This is a genomic window from Archangium sp. (assembly GCF_036277355.1).
Lineage (GTDB): Bacteria > Myxococcota > Myxococcia > Myxococcales > Myxococcaceae > Archangium.
In genome coordinates this window covers 49,489-67,280 of sequence record NZ_DASUNC010000174.1, presented here as the reverse complement: position 1 = coordinate 67,280, position 17,792 = coordinate 49,489, and the positions used below count along the sequence as shown (strand labels likewise).

The window sequence follows — 17,792 nt, the reverse complement described above, 5'->3', positions numbered from 1 at the left end:
GTGAAACTGCTCGAGCAGGTGGCGCTGCTCTTCCAGGAAGGGAAGAGCGACAAGGTGTACGAGGTGGACCTCCTGGAGGTCTCCCCCGGCCAGTGCGTGGTCAACTTCCGCTACGGGCGGAGGGGCACCGCGCTCAAGGACGGCTCGAAGACGCCCGTGCCCGTGCCCCAGGCCGAGGCCAGGCGCGTCTTCGACAAGCTCGTCCAGTCCAAGCTGGACTCGGGTTACGTGCGCGCTGGAGCCCCCGGCACGCCCGTGTCGCCACCCACGCCTCGGGCTCCCGCCGCCCCGCCTCCGAGCGTGGAGACTCCGGCCGGCCTGTCGCCCCGGGAGAGCGCCCTGCTGGCGCAGTTGCAGCAGGAGGCCAATGCCCGGCAGTGGTTCCGCCGCGCCAACGTGCAGGCCCAGTCCCGGCCCCTGGATCGCGTCGTCTGGCGCGTAGGCGAGCTGCGGCTGCGCGCCGCCGAGCCCCTGCTGCTGCCCCTGCTGGAGGGAGTCTCGCCCCTGCGGGCCTACACCGCCGCCGCCGCCCTGGGGCGCCTGGGCTCGGAGAAGTCCGTGTCCGCGCTCGGGAAGCTCCATGGGGACAGGGCCACGCCGGACATGGTGCGCCGCATGGCCACCGAGGCCCTGCTGCAGCTCTCCGACGAGGCCACCCGCGCCGACTTCCGCCGGGACGTGCTGAACAAGCTGAACTTCACACTGCGCGAGCCGGCCCTCGCCGGAGACGCCGAGGCCTTCGGCAAGGCGCTCGACGCGCACCTCGCCTCCGGGACGCAGGACGCGTTGAATGTCCTCGAGCCCCTGTACCTCGTGGACTCGGAGACGGTGCGGCCCGCCCTGCTGCGCGTGCTGCGCACCGTGCCCTTCACCGTGCCATCCGTGAAGGTGCTGCGCCACCTCTTCAAGGCCGCCGAGTACCGCCGCGACGGGGAAGTCTTCGGCCTCATCGCCTGGCGCTACGAGAAGGAGCGCACGCTCGGGAGCAGCCGGCCGCGCGCCTACACCCTGGAGACGCGCAAGTACCTCCGGCGCCGGGTGTGGCGCACGCTGCGCCGCCTGGGCGAGCTGGAGAGCCCGGACTTCGTGAAGATGGCGGTGGGTGTGCTGCTCGCCTTCAGCGACGCGGACGCCGCCAGCCCCCGCACCACGGGTCATGGCCGCTCCCTGCAGCAGTGGGACGCCTGGTGGCCCTATTGGGCCTTCAACCACCTGCTGTACCGCCACAGCCCGCGCTACGAGCCCGTGGAGAACCCGCTCCTCTTCCGCTGCAAGGGCTCCCATTACCCCGGAGCGCGGGCCCCCGAGGTCCGCGAGGAGGCCTTCCCCACGCTGTGGGAGCGCACCCCGGCGGGCCTCTTGCACCTGCTGGACGAGAGCCGGTGCGCCCCGGTGCACGACTTCGCTTCCCGCGCGCTGCGCGCCTGCCCGGACTTCCTCGCCCGGTTGGACGTGGATGCCGTGGCCATGCTGCTGGAGCGCCCCTACGAGTCCACCGCGCGCCTCGGCTTCGACCTGGCGTTGCAGCGGCTGGATGCGCGGCGCGAGCCCCGGGCCCTGCTGCTCGCGGTGGCGCGCTCCTCGTACGCCCCCGCCCGCCAGCAGGCCTTCCGTTGGATGGACGAGCTGCGCCATGTCCTCATCGAGGACTCCGGCTTCGTCGCCGGGCTGGCCACCGCTCGGCACGCGGACACCCGCGCCTATGCCGCCAACCTCGTGCGCGGCTCCGTGCTCTCCGAGCCGTCCCTGCGCACGCTCGTGGGCCGGCTGGTGGCCGCGCTGCTGTCCCTGAAGGCCCAGGAGGATGGCCCCATCGCCTCGGACGTGGCCCGCGTGGTGCTCGCCGCGCTGGGGCCCTCGTCCCGCGTGGTGGGGCTGGAGGTGGTGCGCGACCTGCTCGCCCATTCCGTGCCCGAGGTGCGGGAGCTGGGCGGCGAGCTGCTGCTGCGCCGCGACCTGCGCACCGAGCCCATTCCGGACGAGCTGCTCCTCCTGCTGGTGCAGTCCGAGCACGCGCCGCTCCGGGCCCTGGGGCTGCGGCTGCTCGCGCTCCTCTCCGAGTCCGAGGCCACGCTGCTCGCCCAGGAGACGCTCCTCATCCGCCTGGCCACCAGCCCCGTGCTGGACGTGCGCGTCGCGATGCGCCCGCTGCTCGGGAGGCTCGTGGCCGTGAGCCCCGCCGCGGGCGCCCGGGCCGTGGAGACCCTGCTGGCCGCGCTGCTGCGCCGCCGCCTGCCGGAGGGCATTCCGGCTCACATCTCCGCGCTCCTCTCCGGAGAGCTCGCCCCCGCGCTCGCCGCGCTGCCGGTGGAGACGGCGTGGCGGCTGCTCGACTCCGAGGACGGGGATGCGCAGACGGTGGGCGCTGCGCTGCTCGCCCGCCATGGCGCGGTGCTGGCGGTGGACGTGCCGCGCGCGGTGAAGCTCGCCGGGCATGACGTGGTGGCGGTGCGCGAGTGGGCGTGGCGCTGGCTGGAGTCCCATGTCCCCGAGGTGCGCGCGGAGCTGGCCACGGCGGTGGGCCTGCTGGACTCGCGCTGGGACGATGCCCGGGCCTTCGGCTTCCGCTACTTCCGCGAGCGCTTCGCCCCGGAGGACTTCTCCCTGGAGGTGCTCGTCTCCGTGGCGGACAGCATCCGCGAGGACGTGCGGGCCTTCGGGCGGGAGATGCTCACGCGCTCCTTCCGCGAGGAGGACGGGCCCGAGCTGCTCCTGCGCCTGTCCGAGCACCCCGCGCCTTCCGTGCAGCTCTTCGCCACCACGTACCTGGACCGTTTCGCCACCGGGAAGCCGGCCCTGGTGGAGCAGCTGGCGCCGTACTTCATCCGCGTGTTGAGCCAGGTGAACAAGGGCCGCGTCGCGCGCCAGCGTGTGCTGGGCTTCCTCATGCGCGAGGGCCGTGGCTCCGAGGCCAGTGGCCGCGTGGCCCTGGAGGTGCTGCACCGGATGTCAGCCACCATCGCGATAGAGCATCGTGCCGCGGCGCTGGAGGCCATGCTCTCCATCTCCAAGGCGCAGCCGTCGCTCCCCATGCCCTTCGTCATCCGCCCGGTGGAGGTCCGCCGTGCAGTTTGAGTACTCCTACGCGGGCAGCACCACGGTCCAGAACCGGGGAGACAGCACCGCGCTGTCCTTCTCGCCGGACGTGAAGCGGCCGCCCACCTTCTTCTCCGGCGAGCTGCGCCAGAACGTGGCCTTCCGCGAGGCCATCTCCGCCCTCCACGACGTGGTGGTGTCGGACCTGCGCTTCAAGCCCAAGGACAAGACGGCCTACAAGCTGTGGGCGGCGCAGCAGGAGCAGGTGGACCTGGCCGCCATCGCCGCGCAGCGCCAGTCGGTGGCCAGCCGCCTCAAGGCCCTGCGCGAGGAGCTCACCGCGCTGGAGCAGGACAGCTCGCGCCGCATGGCCCCCTTCTACGAGGCCCGCGCGCGCTACTTCCGCTATCTCTACGAGAAGAACCGCGACTTCTGGTTCGTGTTGGATCCCGTCATCACCGTCCACCCGGACGAGTGCTTCTTCGAGTGCTTCAGCCAGGACGAGTCCAGCTACGGCCGGCTCGGCGCCAGCTACGAGGTGTTCCAGAACGTCGGCGAGTTCTCCTGCGGCACCACCAACATCGACTACTCCTCGCCGCTGTACGACGAGTTCCAGAAGATCCGCTCCTACAAGCGCACGCGCTTCGAGGTGGACCCGAGCGGCTTCACCACGCAGACGGGCACGGACACGGCGTACAAGGAGGTGAAGATCGACCTCCCGGACTCGTGGGTGCGCGGCTTCCTGCAGGTGAGCTCGGCGATGGCGCTGCCGGCGGTGCGCTTCTCGCTGCACCCCATGGACGTGCACAACTTCCTCTTCATCCTCGAGCGGCACAAGGAGAAGAAGGGGCCGCGCTCCATGCGCTACGTGCTGGCGCCGGGGCAGCCGGTGAAGGTGGTGTTCGAGCCGTGGGGCACGGAGGTGGTGTGCCGGCGCTCGGTGTACGAGGGCGAGGGCACGCACGACATCCGCGTGTGGGGCCGCCGCCGCCTGGGCGTGCTGGAGCGGCTCATCCCCGTGGCGAAGCGCTTCACCGTGCACCTGCTGGGCACGGGGCTTCCGTCCTTCTACGTGGCGGACCTGGGGGACCTGTCCTTCACCCTGGGCCTGTCCGGCTGGACGGCCAATGACTGGTCCACCTCGGGCAACTTCGATTTGCTGGCGCCGCGCGGGCAGGTGGACGAGTTCACCCGCCGCCGCGTCTTCGACGCCCTCAAGGAGACGTGGTCCGCGAAGCCCGAGGCGCTGGCCTCGAAGCTGGGGCTGGAGCGGGGGGCGGTATTGGGCGCGCTGTCGGCGTGGACGCAGGCGGGGCGGGCCATCTGGGATTTGAACAAGGGCGTGTACCGGGCACGCGAGCTGAGCCGCGAGCCCCTGCCCCTGGACACGCTGCGCTTCTCCAACGAGCGCGAGGAGCGCGCCACGCGCTTCCTGGACGCCCGGGCGGTGGACGTGAAGGCCCGGCCCGGGGCGGATGGCTCGCTGGAGCTGAGCGGCACGGTGAAGGAGGGCGCGAAGGTGCTTCGTCCCTCTTTGCGGCTCGACGCGGACCAGCGTATGGTTTTCGGCGAGTGCACGTGCAACTTCTTCCAGCAGAACAAGTTGTTCCGGGGGCCGTGCGAGCACCTGCTCGCGCTGCGGCTCCAGCACTCACGGGTGTCTCGCACATGAGAAAGGGGAGGGTTCGCGCACGCGGCGGTCAGGGGGCAGTCCCTTGCAATCCGGACGGTGTTTCGCCGTCCATGCGTCCTGGCCTGTCATGCATCACTGGCCCGCTCTTCACTGTGCGGTACCTCCCTCCCTGTGGCGGCAGCGCTGTCGACCTCGTTGGTCCTGCGCGCCACAGGGAGGGGGTACCGCTTGAGTTGAGACGGTCCAGTCCCGAGAGCAGTACGAAGGCGCTCTCTGACCGCCGCGTGGACGGACTCTCCCCTTCTCATCAGGCCCACCATGTCCTCCCAGCCTCCGCGTAACCGGCAGGAGCTGTACGACCGCATCCGCGCCGGCTCCAAGGACGAGGTCGTCCTGGAGGAGATGATTCGCCTGGGCTTCTGGCCGGCGCGCAGCGAGCGCCCCGGGGACCCGGTGGACGTGGTGCGCCGCCGCAACGAGCTGCAGGCGGAGCTGCGCGCGCTCACCACCGAGCAGAGCCGCCTGGGCAACCTGGAGGCGATGAAGCGCGAGCTGCGCAAGCGGCGGCTGGAGGAGAGCCGGCGCAAGCAGCGGGAGACGAAGGAGCGGCGCGAGCGCGAGCGGCTGGCGCGGGCCGCGGCCTGGAAGGAGCGCAAGGGCAAGGAGCTGCTCTTCCTGGGCCGGGGCGTGTCCGGCGGCCTGAGCGAGCGCACTCCGGACGAAGCGAAGCTCACGCGCCTGGGGCTGCCCGTGCTGGCCACGCCGGAGGTACTGGCGCAGGCGCTCGGGTCGAGCGTGGGGAAGCTCCGCGCGCTGTGCTTCACGCGCACCGCGTCCACCACCAGCCACTACGTGCGCTTCCAGCTGCCCAAGAAGACGGGCGGCACCCGGCTCATCTCCGCGCCCCTGCCGCGCCTCAAGGCGGCGCAGGCCTGGGTGCTGGAGAACATCCTCGAGAAGGTGCCCGTGCACGACGCCGCCCACGGCTTCCGCGCGGGACGCTCCATCGTCACCAATGCCCGGCCCCACGTGGGCGCGGGCGTGGTGGTGAACCTGGACCTGAAGGACTTCTTCCCCTCGGTGCTGTACCCGCGGGTGAAGGGCGTCTTCGCGAAGCTCGGCTACAGCGAGGCCACCGCCACGGTGCTGGCCCTGCTGTGCACCGAGCCGGACGTGGAAGAGGTGGAGCTGGACGGGCAGCGCTTCTTCGTCTCGCAGGGCGGACGGCGGTTGCCCCAGGGCGCGCCGACGTCGCCCGCGCTGACGAACATCCTGTGCCGGCGGTTGGATCGCAGGCTCTCCGGCGCGGCGCGCAAGCTGGGCTTCGTCTACACGCGCTACGCGGATGACCTCACCTTCTCCGCCCCCGGGCCCGGGCCGCACGATGCCGGCGAGCTGCTGCGCTTCGTCCGCTGGCTGGTGCGCGAGGAGGACTTCACCCCGCACCCCGACAAGACGCGCGTGCTGCGCCGCGGCCGGCAGCAGGAGGTGACGGGCGTCGTCGTCAACGACAAGCCCGGCGTGGACCGCGAGACGCTCAAGCGCTTCCGCGCCTTGCTGCACCAGCTCGAGAAGAGCGGGCCCGAGGGCAAGCGCTGGGGCAACGGCGGGGATGTCATCGCCTCCGCCGTGGGCTACGCCAACTACGTGGCCATGGTGGACCCCGTGAAGGGCAAGGCGTTGCAGCAGAAGGCCCGCGCCCTGGAGGCCCGCTACGGGCGCCGTCCCTTGCCGCCGCCGCGTGGGAAGGGGACGAAGGGGGCGGCACAGGCCGGGAGCTCCGCGCCCGCGTCCTCTACGGCTCCGGCCCAGGCTCCCGAGACTCCGGCGGCGGCTCCCCCGGCTCCGGCCACCCCGGACAGCGGGCAGAAGCCCACCGAGCCGCCGAAGAAGAAGTGGTGGAAGCTGTTCTGAGCCGGGACTCGCGGTAGGGTCCCGCGCGTGAATCAAGAAGTCGTCGATACGGACATCGTCATCCTGGTGGTGGGCGCGGTGCTGGCGCTCGGGGTCCTCTACTGGCTCCTCACTGGCAACGAGGCCAGCCGCCTGAAGGACGCGTACTTCCGCAGCGTCCACCTCCCGCGGGCCCAGGCCGAGGAGTCCCTCGCGCGCCACCTGGCACGTCTCCAGGAGAAGCACCCCGGCAAGTCCGAGGCCTGGTACCTCCGCCGCGTCCTCGCCGACCTGCAGCGCGACCGGCGATAGCCCGCGCGCCTCGCCCTCCGGGGCTTGTCAGGTTCCGGGTGGGGATGGTGTTATGTGTACACCATGTGTTCGTGCAAAAAGAAGCGGCCTGGACCGCTGAGGAACAGCGGTTCCAGGCCGGGCTCGTGAGGCGCTGAGATGGGGGGGAACCCGAGGCCTCGATACCCTCACCCCGACCCTCTCCCGAGGGGAGAGGGAGGGTTCTCGCGATAGGGGTTTCGCGGGAGGGTTCTTGTGGTGCTGGGCGGGGGTTAGCGCGTGCCCGTCGCCGCGCAGCGCTGCATCATGCTCTCGAGGTCCTGCCGCGTCTGCGCCAGCTGCTCGCGCCGCATGTCCTGGCGCAGCGCGTTCGACAGCGAGCGCGACAGCGTCCGGACGATGGTCAGCTCATCCGACGACCACCGCCGCTCCTTCTGGCAGTCGTCCAGCCGCAGGAAACCCCACCACTGGCCGTTGATGTTGCCCACGTTGATGGGGCTCAGCAGCACCGACTGCACCCCCTGCGCCTCCAGGTTCACCTGCAGCGGCCCCTGGATGTTGCGCACCAGGTCCCAGACCGGCTGCCCGCGCGAGAGCACCTCCACCCAACCCGACATCTGATCCTTCAGCGGGAACGTCTGGATGAGCGGCGTCATCGGCGCCGAGCCCCACGCGTGCCGCAGCGGCGCCAGGCGCTTGCCCGGCATCGTCGCCGTGCTGTTCTCGTACACCACCGCCCGGTCCACCCCGATGGCCTTGCCCACCATCTCGATGGCCGACATCACCGCCTGGCCAGAGAATCCGTGCTCCACCAGCAGCTTCGAGGCCTCGGTCACCTTCGTGAATGCTTCGAGCGACATCGCATCCTCCGTTCCGAGGGGGGTATCCCGGACTTGAAACAGGAAAACAGGACTGAGCCGACTTCTCAGTGACTCATGAGTTCATTGAACATCAAGTAGGTTCTGGCTGTCAAGCATATCTGGATTTTGCCAGCTCTTCTGGAATTCAGCGGGGGAGCACGCCCCCCACGACGCGCTTCACCGTCCGCCCCGCGGGGATCGTGTCACCCGGGTTGAGTCCATTGACGGTGGCCAGCTCCTCCAAGGGGAGGGTGGAGGGGTGGCGGGCGTTGAACTGCTCCAGGGTCATCGGCTCGCCGGGCGTCACCAGCTCGATGCGCGCCGGCTGCACGCCGAGCACCGCCGGGTCATTCAGCTCGCGGAAGCTGGAGAGGGTGGCGCGGAAGGCCGGCTCATGGGTGGCGAGCTGGCCGGCCGCCGTGTAGCCGATGAGCTGCCAGGTGCTGCCGCCATGGGAGACGAAGGCCGTCACCCCCTGGAGGACGCCCTGCTCCGTGCGGGCCTCGAAGTAGCGCGAGAGCGGGGGCAGGCCCACGGGGGCCACGGGGAGCGGCTGCACGGCCTGGTTCGCGAAGAACTGTTGCAGGGCCTGCTCGGGAGGGACGTTGCCCACCACGGCGAGCCCCACGAGGGCGTCCTGCTGCGGGCTGACGGCGAGCACCGCCTGCGTCTGGTTGGACATCCGCCAGCCCGGGGGGAAGTCCAGCTGGAAGCGCAGCTCCGGGTGGAGGAAGCGCGACCCCTGGAAGAAGCCCTGCCGCGGGTTCTCTCCGTAGGGCATGCCCTGGAGCAGGCGCAGGAAGGGCTCGCGCTCCACCCGGAGCGTGGCGGTGTCCAGGTTCAGCGTGGCCAGGCGCCGCCGCGTCTCCTTCAGACGGTCCTCCGGGTTGGGGTGCGTGGCCAGCCACGTGGGGAGCCGGCTGCCCTCGGCGCCGCTCACGCGCGAGAGCATCTGGAAGAGGCCCACCATCTCGCGTGGGTCGTAGCGCTCCTCCAGCATGTAGCGCAGGCCCAGCTCGTCGGCCTGGGTCTCCGCGTCCCGCCCGTACTTGAGCAGCATCAGCTGCAGACCGGCCGAGGCGAGCCCGCCGTACCGGGCCAGGTCCGGCACCAGCACCGTGCCCAGCCCCAGGCCCAGCTGCGAGAGCTGCGCCCGCGTTATCTGCGAGGCCGAGTGCCGCGCCGTGACGTGGCCGATCTCGTGTCCCAGCACCGCCGCCAGCTCCGCCTCGGAGTTGAGGTGGGTGAGGATGCCGCGCGTCACGAAGATGGGGCCGCCCGGCAGGGCGAAGGCGTTCACCGTGGGATCGTCCAGCACCTGGAAGCTCCAGGGCAGCTGCGGCCGCTCCGACTTCGCCGCGAGGCTCCTGCCCACCCGGGCCACGTACTCCTGCGCCGCGGGGTCCGGCAGCAGCCCGATGGACTGCCGCGCGTCCTGGGCCCCTTGTTTGCCAATCTCGATTTCGTCCTGCGTGGACACGAGGGACAACTGCCGTTTGCCGGTGACGGGGTTGCGCACACACGCGGCCAGGGCGAGCAACAGACACGGGAAGAGAAGTCGTCGGGACATGTTCCAGGGCGGATACGTCTGGCGTCCGGCGCCCACCAGTCCCACCCGCGGCGGGAGGTGGATGGTGGACAGAGGCGCGCATCGGAGGGCCCGGCTCGGTTAGCCTCTGGTCATCCGGCGCCCGCCGCCAGGCCCGGACAGGAGGTCCCGACGGATGGAGAGCCTGGAGTCACGCCTGGAGCTGCTGGAGCGCCGCTGCCGCCGCCTGCAATCCGTCACCCTGGCCGCGCTCGCGCTCGGGGCGCTCGGTGTGGGCGTGGCCGTGCTGCGCCCCGTGGGGGCCTCGACGGGCGGGGAGCTGGTGGCCTCGCGCCTCACCCTCATGGACAGCCAGGGCCGCACCCGCGCCACGCTCTCGGCCCAGGAGGGCGGTGAGGGCGGGCTGGTGCTGCACGACACCCAGGGCCATCCCCGTGCCCTGCTCGGCGTGGACGCCAGCGGCTCGCCCCGGCTGCGCTTCGCCACCGCCGAGGGCTCCATGCTCGCCGAGCTCACCGTGTACTCGGACGAGGCCCCGCGCCTCGTGCTCGGCAATAACGGTGGCTCCGAGTTCTTCTCCGTGGGCCTGATGCCCGATGGCTCCTCGCGCCTGGAGCTCGCGGACGAGGACGGGCGCCCGCGGGCCATTCTCGGGGCCGACGAGCACGGTGCTCCCGGGCTGCTGCTCGTGGACCGCAAGGGCCAGCCCCGCGCCTCGCTGCGCGTGTCTCCCAAGGACGACGCGAGCCTGGTGCTCGAGGGACAGGACGGCCAGGTGTTCCGCGCTCCGTCCTCCGTCCAGTAGTCCTCACGAGGGGCGCAGGCAGGCAGGCGGGCACGGCGCTTCGCGAGGGCTTCCCCGGCCCGGCGTCGTCCCTACCTTCCCACGGTCATGGAATCGCCACCGATGGAAGCAGAGGGCTGGGAGACTCCTGACCACCGCAACCGCCAGCATGAGATGCGTGGTCCCATGGCGCTGCCGCCCGGCCTGGGGGCTTTCAATCATGCGCTCTATCAGTCCACCCGCGTGCGGCTCGAGCCGGGCCACCGCGTGGAGCTGGTGGAGAACGGCGCCATCTTCGACGAAATCGTCGAGGCCATCCGCCAGGCCACCGAGTCGGTCCACATCCTCGTGTTCATCTGGCGGCCCAGCGAGCCGTCCAATCGCATCGTGGAGGCGCTGTGTGAGCGCGCGCGTGCCGGAGTCGCCTGCCGCGTCATCGTGGACCCCGTGGGCAGCGAGGAGGTCCGCGGCGAGCACGACTTCGATCCCATGGTGGAGTGGCGGCTGCGCGAGGGCGGCGTCGAGGTCCACTACTTCCGGCCGCTCTCGGGGCGGTGGCTCGGCCGGCTCTTCGGGCGGACGCACCACAAGCTCGTCCTCATCGACGGGAAGGTGGGCTTCACCGGGGGCTTCGGCATCTGGAAGTCCTGGCAGGGCCAGGGAGACAGTCCCGAGGAGTGGCGCGACACCAACGTGCGCGTGGAGGGCCCCGCGGTGCGCGACATGCAGATCGCCTTCGCGCGCTCGTGGCAGGAGTGTGGCGGCGCGCTGCTCCCGGAGCGCTGCTTCCCCGAGCCGTCCGGCGAGGGCGAGGGCGATACCTGCGCGGGCTTCGTGGAGAGCATCGGCGCCTCCGGCATCTCCGAGGCCGAGCGCATGCTGCGCATGGTGTTCGCCGAGGCGCGCGAGCGGCTGTGGATCGCCAACGCGTACTTCACCCCGCCCAAGGCCATCCTCGAGCAGCTGCTGGAGAAGCGGAAGCAGGGCGTGGACGTGCGGGTGCTCGCGGCCGGGCCCGTGCACGACTGGCGCATCGTCCGCGCCTCGCAGCGCGCCACCTACGAGCGGATGCTGAAGGGCGGCGTGCGCATGTGGGAGTACCAGCCCTCCATGATGCACTCCAAGACGGTGCTCGTGGACGACTGGCTGACCGTGGTGGGCTCCACCAACCTGGACGCGCTGTCGCTGCACCGCATGCGCGAGGGCTCGCTGGTGGTGGCCGACCGGAGGCTCGCCGCGAAGCTGGCGCGGTGCTGGGCGCGGGACCTGGCGCACTCGAAGGAGGTGACGCTCGCGAGCGGTGGGCGCACCAACCCATGGCGGCGCTTCGCACGGCGGGTGACGCAGCTGCTCGCCGTGGACCGTTGAGGCTCCGTGAGGCCGGCGGCCTCAGCGCGCGCGTGCGGATGGACAGGAGGCAGCCCACGAGCTGCTCGAAGAGGCTCGCATGGCCGCGCTCCGCCAGCTCGAACATGGCGGCGTCCGCGAAACCCCGGATGGACTCGCGCACCCGCGCGAGCACCACACCGAGGTCGAAAGGCTCCTTGTCCGCTCGGGAAGGAGCCTCCGGGGCTGCGCGGGCCGTCCGTCCGCTGCGGCTCGCCGGGGCCCGGAGACTACGGGGAGCCCGCTTTCGAGCTGCCGGGGGCATGGATCTTCCGGGTGTCTTCCTTACCCGGCTTGTTGGGGCCGCCGTGGGTGCCGAACTCGCCCGCGTTGCGGTGCTTGGGGTACTCCTCGTCATCCCGGCGCTCGCGGCCCTGACCCGAGACGTCACCCGAGTCCACCTTCGGGTTCCGCTTCTCCTGGTCCTCGCTGGCCTGCAGCTTTCCCTTGTCCTGGTCCTGTGCCATCCGGGCACCTCCTGTTCCCGGTGAACATGGGGATGCCCCGTGGGGCTGGCCGCCGCGTACTGCCGCTCCGCCGGGCGAGCGGCCCGGCGAGCGTCCCGTCAGTAGTTCACCTGGACCTGGATGCGCGTCACGTGCCCCTGCTCCTGCTCGTAGGGCGCGCGCGAGGAGGTGCGGTCCGCGAGGACGTAGGCGCCCGTGACCTCCAGGGCCTTGAGGATCTGCCACTCCACGCCCAGCTCCAGCTCGCGCACGTCGTAGCGGGGGGCGTTCGTCTCGGCCTTCTTGCCGCCCTGGAAGAGGGTGCCTCGCACGTAGGGGAGGATCGAGACGCCGAGCACGTTGTCCAGCCGGTACATGAGCTGCGCGTAGCCACCGTGCAGCGGGCGGCTGGAGACGACGGTGTTCTCGGCGCCCTCGCCGAGGGACGGGCCGCGGCCCACGTTGTACTCGGCGACGAAGCCGATGGGCTGCGGGTAGATGACGAGGGTGGCGGCCGCGCGGGCATCCACCATGTCGTTTCCACCCCGGATGGAGTACCCGGTGCCCGTGGCGACGTTGAAGCGGCCGTAGTAGCCCTGCACGCCGGCCTCGACGTACTGCTTGCCGAACAGGAAGGGCCAGGTGAAGCGGGCCACGGCGTGCAGGTTGTCGTTGCGCTCGGGGCGGTTGGCGCCCTGGCCGTTGAAGACGCCGAAGCCCACCACGCCATAGTCGCCCGAGCCCTTGAGCTTGCTGTTGGCCAGGTCGGCGAAGCGCTGGCGGATCTCCTCGGGCGCCCAGTAGAAGAACAGGCCCAGCTCGCGCTCGTCCCGGAACGCGCTGTTGATGGCGTCGTTGCGGTCGAAGGGGGCGCGGTTCGAGCTCGACTGGAGGTTCTCGAAGCCGTACGGCACCTTGGACTGGCCCACGCGCAGCCGGAACTCCTTCTTCGCGTCGAGGAAGATGTCGGCGTACCAGTCCCGCAGGATGGCCACGTGGAGCTGCTCGCCGATGACCGAGGCGAAGTCGGGCTGCAGGTAGACGGAGACGCGCTCGTGGACGTCACCGAAGATGATGAGCCGCGCCCGCCGGATGCCGAAGCCCTGGTTCTTCCCGAGGAAGCGGTCGCCCTGCTCGTTGATGAGGTCGTCGTTGCGCTGGAAGCTCGGGAGCCGGTTGTAGCGGAACTGCGTGTAGCCCCGGATCTTCAACCGCTCGTACCAGGGCGTCTCCTTCTCCTTCTCCTTCTTGGCCTCGGGAGGCAGAGCGGCTTCGGGAGCCGGCGTGGGCGTGGCCTCGGGCGCGGGCTCGGCGGCGGGAGGCGGGGAGGCCTGCTCCTGCTGGGCCAGCGACAGGGGAGACAGCAGCAGGGTGGCGCCCGACAGCAGGGCCTGGAAGACGGGGCGGTAGGAAGAAGACATGGGGGCTTGAATGCTTCCGTGCCTGCGGGAGCGGAAGCGCTCCCAGGCGGTTGTGACGGGCTCGGTACCGAATTGGACGGGAGAGTGCAATTCGGAGAACGGCTGTTGCAGGGACGTCACATGGGTGCCTTCTTCGCGTTGCAAGAGTGCGGACACCAGGAGGAAACAACGGTGATACAGCGAAGACTGGGGCGGTCGGACATCGAGATCTCCGCCATTGGATTGGGGTGCTGGCAGTTCTCCGAGGGCTCTGGCCTGGCGGGTGGTTTCTGGGAGGCCCTGCCCACGCAGACGGTGGAGGAGATCGTCGACGCGTCCCTGCGCGGAGGCATCAACTGGTTCGACACCGCCGAGGCCTACGGGGATGGCCGCTCGGAACGGGCGCTCGCCAACGCCCTCACGCGGCTGGGGAAGAAGCCCGGTGACGTCGTCGTCGCCACGAAGTGGTTTCCGTATCCGTTCCGCGGTGCCTCCAGCATCGTGAACACGATTGGCGACCGGCTCACGCACCTGAGCCCCTTCGGCATCGACCTGCATCAGATCCACCAGCCCTACACGCTCGCCTCGGTCGCGGCCCAGGCCAACGCGATGGCGGACCTGGTGCAGGCGGGGAAGATCCGCACCGTGGGGGTGAGCAACTTCTCCGCGAAGCGGATGCGCGCGTTCCACGAGGTGCTGGCGCGCCGGGGCGTTCCGCTCGTGTCCAATCAGATGCAGTACAGCCTGCTGGACCGGCGCATCGAGTCGAACGGAGTGCTCGCCGCGGCGAAGGAGCTCGGCATCACCCTCATCGCGTACTCGCCGCTCGCCCAGGGCCTGCTGTCGGGCAAGTTCCACGAGGACCCGACGCTCATCAAGAACCGCGTGGGCCCGCGCAAGTTCCTGCCGAACTTCCGCGCCAAGGGGCTCGAGCGCAGCCGCCCGCTCATCGAGGAGCTGCGGAAGATCGCCACGGCCCATGGCGTGACACCCTCGCAGGTGGCCCTCAACTGGTTGATCCACTTCCACGGGGAGTCGGTGGTGGTCATCCCGGGGGCGACGAAGCGGCGCCACGCCGAGGAGAACGTCGGGGCAGGGGAATTCACCCTCTCGCCGGACGAGCTGCGCCGCATCGACGAGCTGTCGCGGCAGTTCCTCTGAGAGGGCGAGCGCCTGGAATCCGGGCCCGGCTTCCCCGGGGTTGCCACGATGCCTACCCTGTGTGCGTGCTTGATGGCGTGAATGACAGGGAGCGGGCAGGCGACCCCATGGGAAACCCGGAGGGGAACGCGGAGCGGGAGCTCATTCGACGGCTGGAGGCGCGCTTCCGGCGGATGACCGAGACGCTCTACGACACGAGCGTTCCTCCCCAGGTGCTGGATGACGAGGTCATGCCCTTCATCGGGGAGGACATCACCTTCAAGGATCCCTGGCAGCAGGGGACCGGCCGGGAGATCTACCGGCGCGGCGCGGCCGGCTTCCACTGCATGTTCTCCTTCGACTTCGACATCTTCCAGCTCAACGTGCAGCTGGAGGAGGGCCTCCGGGGAGGCCGGGCCATCGTCGATGGGATCATGAACCTGAGGCAGTTCAGCTGGCTGTACACGTACCCGCTGCGGACGATCCTCGTCTACGACTTCTCCCTCGTGGGCTCCACGGTGGAGGAGCTGAAGCCCGTGGTCCACACGCACGAGGAGATGTGGAGCCTGGGCGACATGATCGCCGCCGTGCCCGGCGTGGGCCGGTTCTACGAGAACGTCTTCCGCAAGGGCTTCAGCCAAGGCTTCCTGGCGGCCTCGGCGCTCTGCCGCCGCATCCGGGGGGCCGCGGCGACGCGGGGGTAGGGCGGCTCAGCGCAGCTCGAGCGCGTACCAGCGATCGCAGCCGAAGTGGCCCGTGGCGCCCATGGGCGCGCGGAGCGGCTGGAAGCCCAGGCGCTGGTAGAGCTTCTGCGCCTGCTTCATCCCCTCGAGCGTCTCCAGGTAGCACGTGCGGTAGCCCGCCTCCTTCGCGAACGCGAGGCACTGGCGCAGCAGCCGCTCGCCCACGCCACGTCCGCGCACCTCGGGCAGGAAGTACATCTTCCGCAGCTCGCAGACGCCGGGCTCGCCGCCGTCCAGGGGCGCGATGCCGCCTCCGCCCAGCACGCGGCCGGCCTCGTCCTCCACCACCCAGTAGGCGCTCCCCGGGCGCGCGTAGGCCGCGCTCATGCCGTTCACCTCGGGGTCGTGGATGGCGAAACCCGGGCCGCTCGCGCCGAACTCGGGCATGACCTGGCGGATGATCGCCGCCACCGCCGCGTCGTCTCGCGGCTCGATGGGGCGCAGCTTCAGTTCCGTGCTCATGGGAGTCCCAACGTTCCACAGCCTCCGCCCCGAGGCCAGCGCCCAGAGGCACTCTGGCGGCTCATACCCCGGGTGTGTGCGCCCGCGGGGCGGAGTAGGGGAGATGACAGCTGCGCATGGCCCGCCGCGTCAGCGGTTCGGTGAGGTGGATTTCCCACCCGGGGCGCCCCTATACACCCGCCCGGGAAGTCCCTCCCGGAGACAGTGCACATGGCCAACAAGGTCAAGGCAGTCCTCATCGGCGGTACCGGTTACGGCGGAGCCGAGATCCTCCGCCGGCTCCTTTTCAACCCCAACGTGGACGTGGTCCGCGTCACGGCGGTGGACAACATCGGCAAGAAGGTGGGCGACGTCCACTTCAACCTCGCCGGGCTCACCGACCTCAGCTTCCAGGAGATGCCCCCCGCCCAGGCCGTGGCCGGCGCGGACGTGGCCTTCCTGGCCATGCCCCACAAGACCACCGCCAAGGTGGTGCTGGACATCCTCGACACGGGCGTGCGCATCGTGGACCTGTCGGGCGACTTCCGCCTGCGCGACGCGGCCGCCTACGCGAAGTACTACGGCGTGGACCACCCGGCGCCGCAGATGCTCACCGACGGCTCCTTCACCTACGGCATGCCCGAGCTCAACCGCGAGGCCATCCGCAAGGCGCGCTACATCGCCAGCCCCGGTTGCTTCGCCACCACCATCGCGCTCGGCCTGCTGCCGCTCGCCAAGGCCGGCCTGCTCACCGGCCCCATCCACACCGTGGCGGCCACCGGCTCCTCGGGCAGCGGCGCCAACCCGCAGATTACGACGCACCATCCGCTGCGCGCGGCGAATCTGCGTACGTACAAGCCGCTCGAGCACCAGCACATCCCGGAGATTCTGCAGACGCTGCGCATCGCGGGCGGCAAGGAGGACATGTCGCTGGAGTTCGTGCCCGTGTCGGCTCCGCTGCCGCGCGGCATCTTCTCCACCTCGTTCGCCGAGGTGCCCGCCTCCGTCACGCAGGAGCAGCTCACCGCCGCGTGGAAGACGGCGTATGGCAACGAGCCCTTCATCCGGATTGTCGGCGGTGGCCGTCAGCCCGAGGTGGTGGGCGTGTCCGGCAGCAACTACGTGGAGGTGGGCTTCACGCTCGGCCCCGTGACGGGCAACACCCGGCGCGTGGTGTGCTTCTCGGCGCTCGACAACCTGGTGAAGGGCGGCGCGGGCCAGGCCATCCAGAGCTTCAACCTCATGATGGGCTGGGACGAGCGCCTCACGCTCGCCGAGCCGGGGCTGTGGCCGTGAGCGGGCTCTCCGGCTTCCGCGGGCGCTGGTTCGTCGTGAAGATTGGCGGCGAGCTGGCCATGGACAAGCCGAAGCTCGCCGCGAGCGTGGGCGCCGCCGTGCGCGCCTTCCTCGACGCGGGCGTCCGCGTGGCCGTCATCCACGGTGGTGGGCCCCAGGCCACGGAGATGCAGAAGCGGCTCGGTCTGCAGCCGAAGATGGTGGCGGGCCGGCGCTACACGGACGAGGCCACCCTCGAGGTGATGAAGATGACGCTCGCGGGCCAGGTGTCCGTGGACGTGGCCTCGGCCTTCCGCATCGCGGGCGTGCCCGCGCTGTGCACCACGGGCATGTCCGCCGGGCTCATCGACGCGAAGCGCCGGCCTCCCAAGGTGATGAGCGGCGCGGGCCCGGATCCGGTGGACCTGGGACTCGTGGGCGATGTCACGGGCGTGAACACCGAGGCCTTCCAGCGCATCTCGGACGCGGGCTTCGTGCCGGTGCTCGGCTCGCTGTCGGGTGATGCGCAGGGCAATGTGTTCAACGTCAACGCGGACACGGTGGCCACCCGAGTGGCCGCGAAGCTCGGGGCGGCGAAGCTGTTCCTCGTGTCCAACGTGCCCGGCGTGCTCGCCAACAAGGACGATCCGTCCACCCGGCTGCCCACGCTGACTCCCGCCGAGGCCCGCGCGAAGATTGCCTCGGGCGTGATTCAGGGCGGCATGATTCCCAAGGTGGAGGAGAGCCTGGAGATGCTGGAGGAGGGCATCGAGGCCATCCACATCGTGGGCATCTCGCCCAACGACGCCGTGCTGCGCGAGGCCGAGAAGGCCGGCAGCCAGGGCACCGCGTTCCTGCGCGGATAGTGGAGGGGCGCGCCCGTGCCCCGTGTGCGGAGGATGCACCGGGGCGCGG

15 protein-coding genes are annotated in these 17,792 nt (G+C 70.6%); 10 read left to right on the top strand and 5 right to left on the bottom strand.

Annotated features, from left to right (window positions below; genetic code table 11):
* From VFZ09_RS43920 to VFZ09_RS43905, 4 genes are all read left to right on the top strand, one after another.
* The gene (locus VFZ09_RS43920) at window positions 1-3,075 is read left to right on the top strand and encodes a hypothetical protein (protein ID WP_329733806.1); all 3,075 of its coding nucleotides are present in this window, start codon (window positions 1-3) and stop codon (window positions 3,073-3,075) included.
* Window positions 3,065-4,708, top strand: coding sequence for an SWIM zinc finger family protein (locus VFZ09_RS43915; RefSeq protein ID WP_329733805.1), 1,644 nt, complete (start codon window positions 3,065-3,067; stop codon window positions 4,706-4,708). Before VFZ09_RS43920 ends, VFZ09_RS43915 begins: the two co-directional genes overlap by 11 nt.
* Before the next feature lie 279 nt (window positions 4,709-4,987).
* Window positions 4,988-6,583: a reverse transcriptase family protein gene (locus VFZ09_RS43910; protein WP_329733804.1), complete on the top strand. Its 1,596-nt coding sequence runs from the start codon at window positions 4,988-4,990 to the stop codon at window positions 6,581-6,583.
* A 27-nt stretch (window positions 6,584-6,610) separates the two neighbouring features.
* A complete protein-coding gene (locus tag VFZ09_RS43905) occupies window positions 6,611-6,874 on the top strand; it encodes a hypothetical protein (protein WP_329733803.1) in 264 nt (87 codons plus the stop codon).
* A gap of 251 nt (window positions 6,875-7,125) precedes the next feature.
* On the opposite strand, the gene VFZ09_RS43900 is transcribed toward VFZ09_RS43905, so the two are convergent.
* Window positions 7,126-7,713, bottom strand: a complete 588-nt coding sequence (locus VFZ09_RS43900) for a GAF domain-containing protein (protein ID WP_329733802.1) — start codon at window positions 7,711-7,713, stop codon at window positions 7,126-7,128.
* A 145-nt stretch (window positions 7,714-7,858) separates the two neighbouring features.
* Complete coding sequence (locus VFZ09_RS43895) at window positions 7,859-9,283, bottom strand: M48 family metalloprotease (RefSeq protein ID WP_329733801.1); 1,425 nt, start codon at window positions 9,281-9,283, stop codon at window positions 7,859-7,861.
* A 154-nt stretch (window positions 9,284-9,437) separates the two neighbouring features.
* Between VFZ09_RS43895 and VFZ09_RS43890 the strand changes: the two genes are divergently transcribed.
* Window positions 9,438-10,067 carry a hypothetical protein gene (locus VFZ09_RS43890; protein ID WP_329733800.1) on the top strand — a complete coding sequence of 210 codons (630 nt, stop codon included), beginning with the start codon at window positions 9,438-9,440 and terminating at the stop codon, window positions 10,065-10,067.
* 165 nt (window positions 10,068-10,232) lie between these two features.
* Window positions 10,233-11,414, top strand: coding sequence for a phospholipase D-like domain-containing protein (locus tag VFZ09_RS43885; protein WP_329733799.1), 1,182 nt, complete (start codon window positions 10,233-10,235; stop codon window positions 11,412-11,414).
* Window positions 11,415-11,662: 248 nt separating this feature from the next.
* Here the strand turns inward: VFZ09_RS43885 and VFZ09_RS43880 are convergent, their stop codons facing one another.
* Both VFZ09_RS43880 and VFZ09_RS43875 read right to left on the bottom strand, forming a co-directional pair.
* Complete coding sequence (locus VFZ09_RS43880; protein WP_329733798.1) at window positions 11,663-11,899, bottom strand: hypothetical protein; 237 nt, start codon at window positions 11,897-11,899, stop codon at window positions 11,663-11,665.
* Window positions 11,900-11,997: 98 nt separating this feature from the next.
* A complete protein-coding gene (locus VFZ09_RS43875) occupies window positions 11,998-13,299 on the bottom strand; it encodes a porin (protein WP_329733797.1) in 1,302 nt (433 codons plus the stop codon).
* 171 nt (window positions 13,300-13,470) lie between these two features.
* Between VFZ09_RS43875 and VFZ09_RS43870 the strand changes: the two genes are divergently transcribed.
* Together VFZ09_RS43870 and VFZ09_RS43865 are read left to right on the top strand one after the other, a co-directional pair.
* Window positions 13,471-14,439 carry an aldo/keto reductase gene (locus VFZ09_RS43870; protein WP_329733796.1) on the top strand — a complete coding sequence of 323 codons (969 nt, stop codon included), beginning with the start codon at window positions 13,471-13,473 and terminating at the stop codon, window positions 14,437-14,439.
* A 107-nt stretch (window positions 14,440-14,546) separates the two neighbouring features.
* Complete coding sequence (locus tag VFZ09_RS43865; RefSeq protein ID WP_329733795.1) at window positions 14,547-15,122, top strand: hypothetical protein; 576 nt, start codon at window positions 14,547-14,549, stop codon at window positions 15,120-15,122.
* 6 nt (window positions 15,123-15,128) lie between these two features.
* Here the strand turns inward: VFZ09_RS43865 and VFZ09_RS43860 are convergent, their stop codons facing one another.
* The gene (locus VFZ09_RS43860) at window positions 15,129-15,623 is read right to left on the bottom strand and encodes a GNAT family N-acetyltransferase (RefSeq protein WP_329733794.1); all 495 of its coding nucleotides are present in this window, start codon (window positions 15,621-15,623) and stop codon (window positions 15,129-15,131) included.
* A 210-nt stretch (window positions 15,624-15,833) separates the two neighbouring features.
* Here VFZ09_RS43860 and argC point away from each other — a divergent pair, with 210 nt between their 5' ends.
* The gene (gene argC, locus VFZ09_RS43855; protein WP_329733793.1) at window positions 15,834-16,898 is read left to right on the top strand and encodes an N-acetyl-gamma-glutamyl-phosphate reductase; all 1,065 of its coding nucleotides are present in this window, start codon (window positions 15,834-15,836) and stop codon (window positions 16,896-16,898) included.
* Complete coding sequence (gene argB / locus VFZ09_RS43850) at window positions 16,895-17,743, top strand: acetylglutamate kinase (RefSeq protein ID WP_329733792.1); 849 nt, start codon at window positions 16,895-16,897, stop codon at window positions 17,741-17,743. The genes argC and argB overlap by 4 nt, the downstream gene beginning before the upstream one ends.
* Window positions 17,744-17,792 lie beyond the last annotated feature (49 nt).